The 14,621-nt window shown below is 60.2% G+C and carries 13 protein-coding genes; 7 read left to right on the plus strand and 6 right to left on the minus strand.

Features of this window, described 5'->3' with window-relative positions; genetic code table 11:
* Positions 1-96 precede the first annotated feature (96 nt).
* Complete coding sequence (ppk1, locus tag ACIP66_RS24275; protein ID WP_400651495.1) at positions 97-2,322, minus strand: polyphosphate kinase 1; 2,226 nt, start codon at positions 2,320-2,322, stop codon at positions 97-99.
* An 18-nt stretch (positions 2,323-2,340) separates the two neighbouring features.
* Positions 2,341-3,354, minus strand: a complete 1,014-nt coding sequence (gene hemB, locus ACIP66_RS24280; RefSeq protein WP_212550199.1) for a porphobilinogen synthase — start codon at positions 3,352-3,354, stop codon at positions 2,341-2,343.
* Positions 3,355-3,561: 207 nt separating this feature from the next.
* Here hemB and ACIP66_RS24285 point away from each other — a divergent pair, with 207 nt between their 5' ends.
* On the plus strand, positions 3,562-4,212 hold the full coding sequence (locus tag ACIP66_RS24285; protein ID WP_212550200.1) for a DedA family protein: 651 nt from the start codon (positions 3,562-3,564) through the stop codon (positions 4,210-4,212).
* Here ACIP66_RS24285 and ACIP66_RS24290 read toward each other — a convergent pair.
* A complete protein-coding gene (locus ACIP66_RS24290; RefSeq protein ID WP_400651498.1) occupies positions 4,193-5,428 on the minus strand; it encodes a sterol desaturase family protein in 1,236 nt (411 codons plus the stop codon). The genes ACIP66_RS24285 and ACIP66_RS24290 overlap by 20 nt on opposite strands.
* Positions 5,429-5,543: 115 nt before the next feature.
* Between ACIP66_RS24290 and elbB the strand changes: the two genes are divergently transcribed.
* A complete protein-coding gene (gene elbB / locus ACIP66_RS24295) occupies positions 5,544-6,212 on the plus strand; it encodes an isoprenoid biosynthesis glyoxalase ElbB (protein ID WP_008084520.1) in 669 nt (222 codons plus the stop codon).
* A 117-nt stretch (positions 6,213-6,329) separates the two neighbouring features.
* Here the strand turns inward: elbB and ACIP66_RS24300 are convergent, their stop codons facing one another.
* The gene (locus ACIP66_RS24300) at positions 6,330-6,785 is read right to left on the minus strand and encodes a YaiI/YqxD family protein (RefSeq protein ID WP_400651500.1); all 456 of its coding nucleotides are present in this window, start codon (positions 6,783-6,785) and stop codon (positions 6,330-6,332) included.
* A gap of 109 nt (positions 6,786-6,894) precedes the next feature.
* Positions 6,895-8,793, minus strand: a complete 1,899-nt coding sequence (locus ACIP66_RS24305) for an FTR1 family protein (protein ID WP_159814370.1) — start codon at positions 8,791-8,793, stop codon at positions 6,895-6,897.
* A 178-nt stretch (positions 8,794-8,971) separates the two neighbouring features.
* On the opposite strand from ACIP66_RS24305, the gene ACIP66_RS24310 reads away from it, so the two are divergent.
* The 5 genes from ACIP66_RS24310 to ACIP66_RS24330 all read left to right on the plus strand — a co-directional run bounded on the left by ACIP66_RS24310 (position 8,972) and on the right by ACIP66_RS24330 (position 13,729).
* The gene (locus tag ACIP66_RS24310) at positions 8,972-10,375 is read left to right on the plus strand and encodes a COG3014 family protein (RefSeq protein ID WP_400651502.1); all 1,404 of its coding nucleotides are present in this window, start codon (positions 8,972-8,974) and stop codon (positions 10,373-10,375) included.
* A 195-nt stretch (positions 10,376-10,570) separates the two neighbouring features.
* Positions 10,571-11,965 carry a COG3014 family protein gene (locus ACIP66_RS24315; protein ID WP_400651505.1) on the plus strand — a complete coding sequence of 465 codons (1,395 nt, stop codon included), beginning with the start codon at positions 10,571-10,573 and terminating at the stop codon, positions 11,963-11,965.
* 15 nt (positions 11,966-11,980) lie between these two features.
* A complete protein-coding gene (locus tag ACIP66_RS24320) occupies positions 11,981-12,355 on the plus strand; it encodes a YcfL family protein (RefSeq protein ID WP_007911131.1) in 375 nt (124 codons plus the stop codon).
* A gap of 36 nt (positions 12,356-12,391) precedes the next feature.
* Positions 12,392-12,979 (plus strand): penicillin-binding protein activator LpoB, encoded by a 588-nt coding sequence (gene lpoB, locus ACIP66_RS24325; protein ID WP_016772610.1) that lies wholly within the window; start codon positions 12,392-12,394, stop codon positions 12,977-12,979.
* A 3-nt stretch (positions 12,980-12,982) separates the two neighbouring features.
* Positions 12,983-13,729, plus strand: coding sequence for a penicillin-binding protein activator LpoB (locus tag ACIP66_RS24330; RefSeq protein WP_400651508.1), 747 nt, complete (start codon positions 12,983-12,985; stop codon positions 13,727-13,729).
* Positions 13,730-13,927: 198 nt separating this feature from the next.
* Here the strand turns inward: ACIP66_RS24330 and rhtB are convergent, their stop codons facing one another.
* Complete coding sequence (rhtB, locus tag ACIP66_RS24335; protein WP_053124937.1) at positions 13,928-14,560, minus strand: homoserine/homoserine lactone efflux protein; 633 nt, start codon at positions 14,558-14,560, stop codon at positions 13,928-13,930.
* Positions 14,561-14,621 lie beyond the last annotated feature (61 nt).

Consider the following 14,621-nt stretch of genomic DNA (forward strand, 5'->3'; position numbering starts at 1 on the left):
TGTCGTCGAATGCCCTGCGTTTTTTGGTCATGAATAACTCCTCGATAGATGTATTTTCCACCTATCGGGGTGTCCGGGGAAATTAGACCACTACACCTAGCTGCTCACCGGCAAAATCGGGCTACCCAACCGCTCCAGCAACGTCGCCTGCGCACTCCTCGGGTTCTGATTACCCGTCGGCGTGTTGCGGATGTAACGGCCATCCGACTGCAGACTCCAGCTATGAGTGTTGTCAGTCAAATACAGCTCCAGCTCTTTCTTCACGCGGGTCAGCAGCTTTTTGCCTTCCACCGGGAAGCAAGTCTCGACGCGTTTGTCGAGGTTGCGCTCCATCCAGTCGGCGCTGGAGAGGAACATTTGCTCGTCGCCGCCGTTGAGGAAGTAGAACACCCGCGTGTGCTCCAGGAAGCGACCGATGATCGAGCGCACATGGATGTTGTGCGAAACCCCGGCAATCCCCGGACGCAGGCAGCACATGCCGCGCACCACCAGATCGATGCGCACGCCGGACTGGCTGGCTTTGTACAGCGCGCGGATGATCTTCGGATCGGTCAGCGAGTTGAACTTGGCGATGATGTGCGCCGGTTTGCCTTCGACGGCGAACTGGGTCTCGCGGGCAATCATGTCGAGCATGCCCTTCTTCAGCGTGAACGGCGCATGCAGCAGCTTTTTCATGCGCAGGGTTTTACCCATGCCGATCAACTGGCTGAACAGTTTGCCAACGTCTTCGCACAAGGCGTCGTCGGAAGTCAGCAGGCTGTAGTCGGTGTACAGCTTGGCGTTGCCGGCGTGGTAGTTGCCGGTGCCGAGGTGCGCGTAACGCACAATTTCGCCGGCCTCACGACGCAGGATCAGCATCATCTTGGCGTGGGTCTTGAAACCGACCACGCCGTAGATCACCACCGCACCGGCCGCTTGCAGACGGCTGGCCAGTTGCAGGTTGGATTCTTCGTCGAAGCGCGCACGCAACTCGATGACCGCCGTGACTTCCTTGCCGTTACGCGCGGCATCGACCAGCGCATCGACAATCTCGGAGTTGGCGCCGGAGCGGTACAACGTCTGCCGTACAGCAAGTACGTGCGGATCTTTCGCGGCCTGGCGCAGCAGGTCGACCACCGGGGTGAACGACTCGAACGGGTGCAGCAGCAGGATGTCCTGCTTGCTGACCACGCTGAAAATGTTTTCGCTGTTCTGCAGCAGTTTCGGGATCTGCGGGGTGAACGGCGTGTATTGCAGCTCTGGATGACTGTCCAGACCGGTGATGCTGAACAGCCGCGTCAGGTTGACCGGGCCATTGACCTGATACAGCTCGCTCTCGCTCAGGTTGAACTGCTTGAGCAGGTAATCCGAGAGGTGTTTCGGGCAGGTGTCAGCGACTTCCAGACGCACCGCATCACCGTAACGACGCGAGAACAACTCGCCACGCAGCGCGCGTGCCAGGTCTTCGACGTCTTCGGAGTCGAGTGCCAGGTCAGCGTTTCGGGTCAGACGGAACTGGTAGCAACCCTTAACCTTCATGCCCTGGAACAGGTCATCGGCGTGGGCGTGGATCATCGACGACAGGAACACATAGTTGTCGCCCGGGCCGCCGACTTCTTCCGGCACCTTGATGATCCGTGGCAGCAGACGCGGCGCCGTGATGATCGCCAGACCGGAATCGCGACCGAAGGCGTCGATGCCTTCCAGCTCGACGATGAAGTTGAGGCTCTTGTTCACCAGCAACGGGAACGGGTGCGTCGGGTCGAGGCCGATCGGGGTGATGATCGGCGCGATCTCGTCACGGAAATAGCGGCGCACCCAGGTCTTGAGCTTGACCGTCCAGTTGCGGCGACGGATGAAGCGCACCTGATGCTTTTCCAGCTCCGGCAGCAGGATGTCGTTGAGGATCGCGTACTGACGGTCAACATGACCGTGCACCAGCTCGCTGATGCGGGCCAGCGCTTGATGCGGTTGCAGGCCATCGGCGCCGGCCTGCTCACGGGCAAAGGTGATTTGCTTCTTCAGGCCGGCGACACGGATTTCAAAGAATTCGTCGAGGTTGCTGGAGAAGATCAGCAGGAACTTCAAACGCTCCAGCAGCGGATAGGACTCGTCCAGCGCCTGTTCCAGCACGCGGATATTGAACTGCAGTTGCGAGAGCTCGCGGTGGATGTACAGGCTGCTGTCATCCAGACCCGGAATGGTGATCGCCGGCACCGCCACAGCGGTTTCGGCCACCGGCGCGGGTGGCGCTGGCTCCAGTTCCGGCGGGGTCTCGGTGATTTGCTCCACCACCGGCTGAGCTTCTTTTACTGCAACTTCAGTGAGTCCTTCGGTATTCATCGAATGTTCCTGGGAGGGCTATTTCTGCTCTCGTAACAATTGAGCGGCACGGACAGCAAAGTAAGTCAGGATGCCATCTGCACCGGCACGTTTAAAGGAGGTCAGTGATTCGAGGATCACTGCTTCACTCAACCAGCCATTCTGGATCGCCGCCATGTGCATGGCGTATTCGCCACTAACCTGATAGACGAAGGTCGGCACTTTGAAGGCATCTTTTACCCGGAAAAGAATGTCCAGATACGGCATGCCCGGTTTGACCATGACCATGTCCGCGCCTTCAGACAAGTCCGCACCGACTTCGTGCAGCGCTTCGTCGCTGTTGGCCGGATCCATCTGATAAGAGGCTTTGTTGGCTTTGCCGAGGTTCGACGCCGAACCCACGGCATCGCGGAACGGGCCGTAGTAGGCGCTGGCGTACTTGGCCGAGTAGGCCATGATCCGCACATTGACGTGGCCGGCGATTTCCAGCGCTTCGCGAATCGCCTGAATGCGACCGTCCATCATGTCCGACGGCGCCACCACCTGTGCGCCAGCTTCGGCATGGGACAACGCCTGACGCACCAGTGCGTCGACGGTGATGTCGTTCTGCACGTAGCCTTCTTCGTCGAGAATGCCGTCCTGACCGTGGGTGGTGAACGGGTCGAGCGCAACATCGGTGATCACGCCGAGTTCCGGAAAGCGCTCACGCAAGGCGCGAGTGGCGCGCTGGGCGATGCCTTCAGGGTTCCACGCTTCAGCGGCGTCGAGGGATTTCAATTCAGGAGGTGTGACCGGAAACAGCGCCAGCGCCGGAATCCCCAGTTCGACCCACTTGGCGGCTTCTTCCAGCAACAGGTCGATGCTCAGGCGCTCTACGCCGGGCATTGAGGCCACGGCTTCGCGACGGTTCTCACCGTCGAGCACGAACACCGGCAGGATCAGATCATCAACCGTCAGTACGTTTTCCCTTACCAGCCGACGCGAAAAATCATCGCGGCGGTTGCGACGCAAGCGAGTGGCGGGGAACAGACGGTTGGCAGGGGTAAAGCTCACGGCGGACTCCTGAGCCCGCGCAAACGGGCGAGCGTGACAGTTATAGACGGCCATTATGACGAACAGATTACAGTTGTGTGAGGCCTGTGGCACGGTGACGGATTCCATTCTTATTGTAGGAATTGTTCACGTCGAGACACATTTGGACACTTTCATGAATGTGTCCGAAGGGTTAGGCTGCGCGTTCATTTCGCCAGCACCCAGACAATGCTCCAACAATTTCTGCATGACTTCGGCTACTTTGCCTTGTTTCTTGGCACGTTCTTCGAAGGCGAAACCATCCTGGTGCTCGCAGGCTTCCTCGCGTTCCGTGGATACATGGACATCAACCTGGTGGTAGTCGTGGCGTTCTTCGGCAGTTATGCCGGTGATCAGCTGTGGTACTTCATGGGGCGCAAGCACGGGCGCAAATTGCTCGCGCGCAAACCGCGCTGGCAGATGATGGGTGACCGCGCGCTGGAACACATTCGCAAGCACCCGGACATCTGGGTGCTGAGCTTCCGCTTTGTTTATGGCTTGCGCACGGTGATGCCGGTGGCGATCGGCCTGTCGGGTTATCCGCCGGGACGTTACCTGCTGCTGAACGGCATTGGCGCGGCGATCTGGGCCACGGCGCTGGCCGCTGCGGCTTACCACTTCGGCGCGGTGCTGGAAGGCATGCTCGGCAGCATCAAGAAATACGAGCTGTGGGTGCTTGGCGCCTTGCTGGTGCTCGGTGTTGGCCTGTGGCTGCGCCGCCGCTTCAAGAATGCGCGTCTGGCGAAGAAGATCTACGAGGATGAACAAGCTGCCAAGGCTGAGCAACTGCAACTCGCCGAGCCAGCCAAGTCCGCCGAACCTAAACCGCCAGCCGAGTAACGCGCTGACGGCAGCTATACAGCCCGATGCCGCTGAGCAGGCTGTACCCGAGCAAGCCAGCCCAGATCATCGGGCTGGCCGGCCACAATCCAACCAGCGGCGCCAGCCACACCAGCGGCACGTTCAACCCCAGCCGCAACAGCTCGACCTTCAATGCCCACGGGCGATTCTCCAGGCTTACGCCCAACGCAAACACCCCGAACGCCACCGCGCTCCAGCCGAGTAACAACGCGGTGGTCGGCAGACTGCGCTCCAGATTCATCAGATAACTGCCCAGCGCGATGTACACGCAAAACTGCAGCGCCACGTAGCATTGCTGGCGACGCTCCAACGGCACGTCGAATTTGCGGAACTGCGCCAGATCCGGCTTGCTTATCGGGTACTTCGCCGCCACATCCGCCGGGCGCCAGCCGGTGCGCATAAACCAGATGCGCAGCTTGTCCCACTTGCTCTCGGCGCGACGCGCGTCGTCCCACAATTGCGCATAAAACTGCAGGTTGGCCCACAACGGATTCCAGCTCGCCAGCGGCGTGGTCACGCCGAAAATCACCGGCTCGTTGTCGTCCTCTTCCTGAAACGTGCCGAACAGACGATCCCAAAGAATGAACACTCCGCCGTAGTTGCGATCCATGTAGAGAGCGTTCTGTGCATGGTGGGCCCGATGATTGGACGGCGTAACGAAGAACCACTCGAACCAGCCGAGCTTGGGAATGTGTTGGGTGTGGACCCAGAATTGATAGAGCAGGTTCAGCGCCGCGACGCTGACGAACACCAGCAATGGCACGCCGAGCACGGCCATCGGCAGGTAGAAAATCCAGCCGAGCAGAAACCCGGTGCTGGTCTGGCGCAGCGCGGTGGAGAGGTTGTATTCCTCGCTCTGGTGATGCACCGAATGCGCGGCCCAGAGGATGTTGCGTTCGTGGCCCATGCGGTGCAGCCAGTAATAGCAAAAGTCGTAGAGGACGAAGGCCAGCATCCAGACCCAAACGCTGTTCGCTGGCAGTTTGAACAGCGCCAGATGCTCGAGGGCGAAGGCGTAGGTCAGCAGCCCGACACCTTTGGTCAGCAGCCCGGTGGTGGTCGACAACACGCCGGTGCTGATGCTGTTCACCGCATCGGCGAGGCGATAATTGCTCACCCCGCGCCAGCGGTCGGCGATCAGTTCGAGCGCAATCAACACGAGGAAAAACGGCACCGCATACAGAATCAAGTCCATGACGCGCCCTGCTCGCAATCGTATGAACAGATCCTAGGTGTAGCCGCCCGTTTACCCTATGGCAACGCGCGACAATTTAGTGGACATTTAGCGCCATGAATCTGGAGAGAAACCCATGAGCAAAAAAGTTGCAGTGATCCTGTCCGGCAGTGGCGTGTACGACGGCGCCGAGATCCATGAAAGCGTCATCACCCTGCTGCGTCTTGATCAACGCGGCGCGCAGGTACAGTGCTTCGCCCCGAACATCGCGCAATTGCATGTGATCAACCACCTGACCGGCGAAGAAATGCCCGAGACCCGCAACGTGCTGGTCGAGTCGGCACGGATTGCCCGTGGCAACATCAAAGACATCCGCGAAGCCGACGTCGATGACTTCGATGCGCTGATCGTGCCCGGTGGTTTTGGGGCGGCGAAGAACCTGTCGAACTTTGCTGTCGAAGGCGCCGGCTGCAGCGTACAGCCTGAAGTGCTGGCGCTGGCCGAGGCGTTTGCCGAAGCGGGCAAACCAGTGGGTTTGATGTGCATTTCGCCGGCACTTGCGGCGAAGATCTACGGCCCGGGCGTGACCTGCACCATCGGCAATGACGCCGACACCGCCACGGCGATGAACAAGATGGGCGCGACGCATGAAGATTGCGCCGTGACCGAAATCATCGAAGACAAGGCGCGCAAACTGGTGACGACCCCGGCTTATATGCTGGCGCAGAACATCAGTGAAGCGGCTTCGGGGATCAACAAACTGGTCGACCGCGTGCTCGAACTGACCCACGAAAACGACGCTTGACACGGTCTATTGTAGGAGTGAGCCTGCTCGCGATGGCGGTGTGTCAGGCAACATATCTGTTGAATGATCGACCGCTATCGCGAGCAGGCTCACTCCTACAAGGGATTTGTGTGGGGCTCAGGTGTTGCGGGTCAGGCGCGTGAGAATCCGATCCAGCGCATTGGCAAACGCCTGCTTCTCGCGATCGCCAAACGGTGCCGGGCCGCCGCTCATCTGGCCTTGTTCGCGCAGATCGGTGAACAGGTTGCGCACCGCCAATCGCTCGCCCATGTTCTGCGCATCAAATTCCTTGCCGCGCGGATCCAGCGCCGCAACGCCCTTCTTCACCAGCCGATCGGCCAGTGGGATATCGCTGCAAATCACCAGCTCCCCCGGCACCGCGTGCTCGACCAGATAATCATCCGCCGCATCCGGGCCGCTCGGCACCACGATCAGTTTGACGATGGCCAGCCCCGGCTTGATCTGCGGCTGCCCGGCCACCAGCACCACTTCGTACTGGCGCTTGAGGGCGAACTTCACCACCAGATCCTTCGCCGCCCGTGGGCAAGCGTCGGCATCGATCCATACACGCATTTTGTTTACCTCATAAAGCAAAAGATCGCAGCCTGCGGCAGCTCCTACAGGTATACACGAACCTATGTAGGAGCTGCCGAAGGCTGCGATCTTTTAAGGGATCACCCAATCAAGCAGCCGAAATCCGCTTCTTCTCAGCCACCCAACTACGCCCATACAACACAACAATCGCCAGAATCGCCACCGCTTGCGCCGTCAACGAATACGCATCGGCATGAATCCCCAGCCAGTCAAACTCAAAGAACGCCACCGGCCGCGTGCCGAAGATCCCGGCTTCCTGCAACGCCTTGACGCCATGCCCGGCAAACACCACCGACAGCGCGCAGAGCAGCGCCGCGTTGATGCTGAAGAACAACGTCAGCGGCAGTTTCGCCGAACCGCGCAGGATCACCCACGCCAGACCGACCAGCAGCACCAGCGCCGTCGCACCACCGGCGAGTACCGCGTCATGCCCGGCCGGGCCGGCCTGCAACCACAGGGTTTCGTAAAACAGGATCACTTCGAACAACTCGCGATACACCGAGAAGAACGCGAGGATCGCAAAACCAAACCGGCCGCCACCACCGACCAGACTGCTCTTGATGTAATCCTGCCAGGCTGCGGCGTGGCGACGGTCGTGCATCCACACGCCCAGCCACAGCACCATGACGCTGGCGAACAGCGCCGTCGCGCCCTCGAGCAATTCACGCTGCGACCCGCTGACATCGATCACGTAAGCCGCCAACGCCCAGGTGCCGAGACCGGCCAACAGCGCCAAGCCCCAACCGACGTTGACGCTGCGCACCGCCGACTGCTGGCCGGTGTTGCGCAGGAAGGCCAGAATCGCCGCCAGTACCAGAATCGCTTCCAGGCCTTCGCGCAGCAGAATCAGCAAACCGGAGATGTAGCTCAGCGACCAGCTCAAACCATCGCTGCCGAGCAACCCGGCAGACTCTTTCAACTTGGCCTTGGCCGCGTCCAGACGCTGCTCGGCCTGTGCGACCGGCAAACCGTCCTGCAACGACTGCCGATACGCCATCAGCGATTTTTCAGTGTCCTTGCGTACGTTGGCGTCGACGTTATCCAGTGAGCTTTCGACCAGCTCGAAACCTTCCAGATACGCCGCCACCGACAGGTCGTAAGCCTGATCGTGTTCACCGGCGCGGTACGCCGCCAGACTCTTGTCCAGCGTCGCTGCGGTGTAGTCGAGCAACTGCGCCGGGCCGCGTTTGACTTGCGGCGGTTGCGCTCGCTGCGCACGGAAAGTCGCCGCCGCTTGCGGGCCTTCAGCGCCCTGCACTTCGGCCGGGGTCTGGCGCGCCAGATCGGCGATGTTGTAGGTTTTCTCGGATTGAGCGGCCGCCGCATCAGCACTGAAACCGGCGATGTAAGTGGCCAAATCCCAACGCTGGCGATCATCGAGCTGATCGGCGAACGCTGGCATGTCGGTGCCTTCGACGCCTTGGCCGAGGGTGCTGTAAATCGCGTACAGACTCAGGTGATCCATCCGCGCCGCCTCACGCAGATTGGCCGGCGCCGGCGACATGCCGACACCCGCCGGGCCATCGCCGAGGCCGGTATCGCCGTGGCACACCGAGCAGTTCTGCGCATACAACGGCGCGCCACGGGTCGGATCCGGGGTGATGATCGGCGCCTGACTGACTTCATACGCCACGGCCAGTTTCGCGCCCAGTTGCCGCGCCTGACGGGCCACTTCCGCGCCGTCCTGCTTCGCGGTGATGGCCGCACGCAACGCGGCGACGCCCTGCTCCAACGCAGCCTTTTCAGGCTTGGCCGGCATGTCGGCGATCAAGCCTTGCAGCGCTTGGGTGAATTCCAGCTGCTCGCGGTATTCGGCGTCATCGACAACTGTGCCCGCCTCGACCGTCGGCGGGTAATCCGCGCTGATGTAATCGAGCAGGTGCAGCGCTTGTGGCGCGCCTTCCACGGTATCGGCCAGCAGATTGAAGCTGCTCAGGGCAAACAAAGGGAACAGCAGCCAGGCCAGAAATCGGGACGAGGCAGTCATGAAGGAGTCTCAAGGGGAAATACGGAGTTACATATTGTTCACTCCGGCGCCATTTCCCTCAAGCTTTGTCGGTGTTTGATATGTTTCAGCGCTGAATTCGATGACCACTTCCGGGCGCAAACCGCCCCTATAATGCGTCACCTCCCAGCCTTTGCCGTTCAAGGAAGAACCCGTCTCCATGCGCCATTGCCTGCCATTCTTCCTGCTACTCAGCGCCATCGTGCAACTGAGCGGGTGCGCCGCTTACCGCAATTACGATGAGGAAATGCAGCAAACCATCGACCAGATGGCCAAGGGTGATCTCAACGAAGCGCTGTACGTGCTGAAGGTCAACAATCCGTGGGAAGACAAGGATCTGCTGTATTACCTGGAGCGAGGCGCGATTCTCAGTGCTGGCACCGCCCTGCCAAAAAGTCAGGAAGCCTGGCGCACCGCTGAGCAGATGATTATCCAGCGTGAAGACGCCGTGCCCTCCGCGCCCATGAAGCTGCTGACCCGTTTCGGCAATGAAATGGGCACGATGCTGGTCAATGACAAGCTGCTGCGCTACGAAGGCTACGACTACGAAAAGGTCATGCTGACCACCGAGATGGCCCTCAATCAACTGGCCGACAACGATTTCGACGGGTCCCGCGCCGACATCAAGAAAACCCACGAACGCGAAACCCTGATTGCCCGCCAGCGCGAACGGCAATACGAAGAGGCTGAAGAGCAAGCCAAGCAGCAAGGGATCAAACTGCATTACAAAGACCTGCAAGGCTACCCGGTCGCCGTCCTCGACGCCCCACAGGTCATCGAGCTGAAGAACGGTTACCAAAGTGCGTTCAGCCATTATCTGGCCGGTTTCACCTATGAAGCCTTGGGCGAACGCACGCTCGCGGCGCCGGGTTATCGTCAGGCGATCGAGTTGCGGCCGGACGTGCCCTTCCTCGAAAGCGCGTTGCGCAATCTCGACAAGCCCGGGCCGGACGACGATGAAAGCGAAGTTCTGATCGTGGTGCAGAGCGGTTTCGCCCCGGCGCGCAGCTCGGTGCAAGTGCCGATTCCGGTGCGGCTCAACGAAAACCTGACGATTGTTGCGCCGATCTCATTTCCGGTGATGCTCCCCGACACCCTCACACCGCCGCTGACGCACATCGTCGTCGACGGTAAACAGCAGAAACTGACGATGATCAACAGCGTCACCGACATGGCCATGCGTACCTTGCGCGATGACATGCCGCAGATCATCTCGCGGGCGATGTTCCGCGCCAACATGGCCGCCATCGGCCAGGCGGAAAAGAACGAGCGCGATCCTTCCAAGGCTTCGCTGGTAGTCACCGATCCCGACCCTTTCGAAGAGGCTGACACGCGCACCTGGCGCACCCTGCCGGACAAAACCCTGGTCGCCCGGCTGCGCCTGAAAAAAGGCCTGCACCGCGTGCGTTTTCCCTACGAAGGTGCGGAGGGCGGCCTGACCGTGCGCGTCGGCCAAAGCCACCAGCTATTGAGCCTGCGGGTCTTTTTGTATCAGGGCTTTTTCATCGGATCGTCGTGGCTGTTCCCCGAAACGCCGGCAGCGGCCGTAATGGCACCTGACTGACACATGCAATTAAAAAGCTATCACATGGCCATCATCCCGCGCTTATAATGCCGCGCCTTCGCTATGGCGAAACGGCATTAAAGCTCCTCTGGTTATGAGGAATTGGCAGGAGGCCAGCGCCACTGTCGATCGGTCACAACAGCCCGACCAGCACACGCGGCTGCACTTATCTGCACTCAGGGAAGACGTCACCCCATGGCATTCCGCGCCCCCACTTTGATCGCGCTCAGCGCCGTCACTCTGCTGTCCGGCTGTTCGGCCTTTCGCAATTACGATTCGGAACTGGCCCAGACCAACCAGCAACTGGCCTCCGGCAACGTCGATGCGGCGCTGACCCTGCTGGAAAAGAACAACTCCAGCGCGGACAAAGACCTGCTCTATTACTTCGAGAAAGGTGAGTTGTTGCGCGCCAAGGGCGACCTGTCCGGCAGCCAGAACGCCTGGACCAGCGCCGATGTGGTGGTCGGTCAGTGGGAAGATTCGGTCAAGCTCGACACCGGCAAGTACCTGGCCCAGTTCGGCAGCTTCATCGTCAACGACAAGGTGCGTCGCTACGAAGGCTACGACTACGAAAAAGTCATGCTGACCACGCAGATGGCCCTGAACCTGTTGGCGGTCAACGATTTCGACGGCGCCCGCACCGCGATCAAAAAGACTCACGAACGTGAAGCGGTGATCGCCGACCTGCGCGACAAGGAATACCTCAAGAGCGAAGAAGAGGCCGAGAAAGAAGGCGTCAAGACGCAGTACAAAGACCTGCAGGGTTACCCGGTCGCCAGCCTCGACGCGCCGGAAGTGGTCGGCCTGAAAAACAGCTATCAGAGTGCGTTCAGCCACTACCTGGCCGGCTACGTATACGAAGCGCTGGGCGAAAAAGACCTCGCCGCGCCGGGCTACCGCAAAGCCGCCGAACTGCGCCCGAACACGCCACTGCTGGAACAAGCGCTGATCGACCTCGACAAGCCGTCGAAGTCCGATGACAGCGACATCCTGATCGTGGTGCAAAGCGGTCTGGCCCCGGCGCGTGATTCAATCCGCATCCCGCTGCCATTGCCGATTGCCAACAACGTGGTGATCACCCCGCTGTCGTTCCCGATCATCAAAGCGGACACCTCCACTGCGACTTTTGCGCAGATCGGTGTCGACGGTCAGCAAGTGCATCTGACCGCACTCAACAGCACCACCGCCATGTCTCGCCGCGCCCTGCGTGATGACATGCCGGGCATCATCGTCCGCACCACCGTGCGCGCGATCACCAAAGGTGTGGCGCAAAAGAAGCTCAACGAAACCAGCCCGCTGGCCGGTCTCGCCGTGGGTATTTCTTCAGCTGTGCTCGAAGGTGCCGATACCCGTACGTGGCGCACCCTGCCGGACAACACCCAGGTGGTGCGTCTGCGCTTGAAGAAAGGTGAGCATCAGGTCACCCTGCCGAGCGCCGTCGGCGGCTCGGTGGTCAAAGTCACCATCGATCAGCGTTATCAAGTGATCAGCCTGCGCGCCGTCGGCAATCAGGTGTTCGCCGGCGGTATCGCCGCCCACGTGATGCCGAGCCCCAACGCGACCAACGTCGCCAGCCTCAAACAACCTTAAGAACGGAGTCTTTGCATGCGCTTCAAACTCATCGCCGTCGCCGCCCTCGCCTTGCTGGCGAGCGGCTGCGCCACCCCGCCACCGCCTGAGCCGGGCAGCGCCGCGAGCAAAGTCGTGGCCATGGGCCCGCAGAAACACATCGTCGTCGGCGCCATGCGCGTCGCCCGCGAAAACGGCTTCATGACGGTCAATGTGCAGTTGAGCAATACCCTCAACAGCAACAAGATTTTCTACTACCGCTTCGCCTGGCTCGGTGCGGAAGGTTTCCCGATCGCCGAAGAAGAAGTCTGGAAAAGCCAAATGATGTACGGCGCCCAGACCAGCTTCATTCAGGGCATCGCCCCGACCCCGAAAGCCGTGGACTTCCGTCTGGAAATCAAGACGCCGTAAGCCCGCCACCCTATTCCTGATTTAGAGAGCATTCCCATGTTTGCACGCTTTTCCTGCATCGCCGTCATCGCCCTGCTGGCCTCCGGTTGCGCCAATACTTCGCCGACCCTGGGCAGCAAGAACATCAGCTACGGCGACACCAAAGCGGTTGAAACCGTGACCAACGAATTCGGTTCGACCGACCTGCAAATGATCGCCGAGTCGATGACCCGCTCGCTGGCTCAGTCCGGCATCCTGCAGGGCCGTCCGGTGGTTCAGGTCTACGACGTGAAGAACAAGACCAGCGAGTACATCGACACCCGCGAAATCACCACCAGCATCAAGACTCAGCTGATGAAGACCGGCGTTGCGCGTTTCGCCAGCGACAACAATGCGATGCAGAGCCAGGTTGACCAGCTCAAGCTGCAAAACCAGAGCGGTCTGTACAAGAAGAGCACCGTGGCCAAGACTGGCAACATGGTTGCCGCCAAGTACCGCATCGAAGGCTCGATCAGCTCGATCGTCAAGCGCAGCAGCGACTACAAGGACGTCTTCTACAAATTCAGCCTGCAATTGATCGACGTTGAAAGCGGTCTGGCCGAGTGGATGGACGAAAAAGAGATTCGCAAAACCACGGAGCGTTAATTGATGCGCGCATGGATTGGCATGATGGCCCTGGCTTGCGCGTTCAGCGTGCAAGCGGCCCCGAAAGTCGCGGTAACGGATCTGGCGTATCAGGAGCGCGTGGAGCAATACATCCACATCGTTTCGGCGCAGAGCAGCCACCGCGAGGGTTACTACAGCGCGAGCGGCTCTTCGAGTTACAACGAGATCGAAGCGAGCACCAGCTACATCGAACAAGGCGAGCTGCGTAAATTCACCGGTGACATCAAGGGTGAAATTCTGCGTACCGGCATGTTCCAGCTGGTGCAGGGCACGCCGTACACCGCGTCGTCCAAGGGTGATGTCTACGACGTGATCAAGCGGATCAAGGCCGGCAACTTCAAGGGCGCCGACTACGTGCTGTTCGGTACCGTGTCGGACATCGACTTCACCCAGGACATCAACGAACTGGCGAACACCGACAGCTATTCGGCGGTGCTGGGCCTGACGCTGGTGGCGGATTTCAGCCTGATCAATACCAAGACCTTCGAGATCACTTCGGCCTTCACGGCGATGGGCGAAGCGCAGGACACCAAACTGGTGAACCACCGCGACATCAAGATCTCGCTGAACCGCCCACGGGTGGTGCGTGATGTGTCGAAAGCGTTGGGTGAGGACGTGGCCGGGCAACTGAGCATGCAGCTCGGTGGTGGCGACGGTTATGAACAGCCGCGTGAAGCACCGCAGCGCAACAATTTGCCGCGCGATACCGCGCCGGTGATCCTGCGCTGATTGCAGGCCTGCACAAATGTGCTGTGAACTTTGTGCTGGGGAATTTTCTGCTGAGGACTCTTGTGCTGTGGACTTTGTGGTGAGGGGATTTATCCCCGATGGCTCGCGAAGCGGGCCCCCTCTTGATCTTAAAAGAAGGGGCCGCTGCGCAGCCCATCGGGGATAAATCCCCTCACCACAGTTGTGTGTCTGTGAGGTTTAGGCAGCTGCTTTGCGCAGCGTCGCCATAAACGCTGCCGCGCCGATGAACAGCCCGGCAAAGGTGCGGTTCATGCGTTTCTGCTGCTGCGGTGTGCGCAACAGGCGCAGCACCTTCGAGGCCAGACCGGTGTAACCCGCCATCACGATCAGGTCGACACAGACCATCGTCACGCCAATCACCACGTATTGAATCAGCAGCGGCGCATGCGGATTGATGAACTGCGGCAGCACCGCGAGCATGAACACCAGGGCCTTGGGGTTGCTGATGTTCACCAGAAAGCCTCGGAACACCAATGCCAGCGGTTTGCCGATCGGCCGTACCGCCGCGTCATCGCTCATGTCCATGGGCTGCGCGCGCCATTGCTTGATCGCCAGATACACGAGGTAAGCGACACCAAACCATTTGATCGCGTGGAAGGCTGTGGCCGAAGCGGTCAGGATCGCGCCAACACCGGCGCCGACAATCGCGATCTGCACGGCCAGACCGATTTGCAGGCCGAGGGCGTTCCAGTAACCACGCCAGAAACCGTATTGCAGACCGCTGGACATCGACGCAATGGCGCCAGCCCCCGGGGACAGACTGATCACCCAGCAGGCGGCAAAAAACGCCAGCCATGTTTGAAGCTCCATCGCACACCTCGACTCATGCTCGTGACAAATGCCTAAGCTAATGCGGGTTTGAATGGATGAC

Source organism: Pseudomonas sp. NPDC088429 (assembly GCF_044753305.1).
In the GTDB taxonomy this organism is placed as follows: Bacteria; Pseudomonadota; Gammaproteobacteria; order Pseudomonadales; family Pseudomonadaceae; genus Aquipseudomonas; species Aquipseudomonas rustica.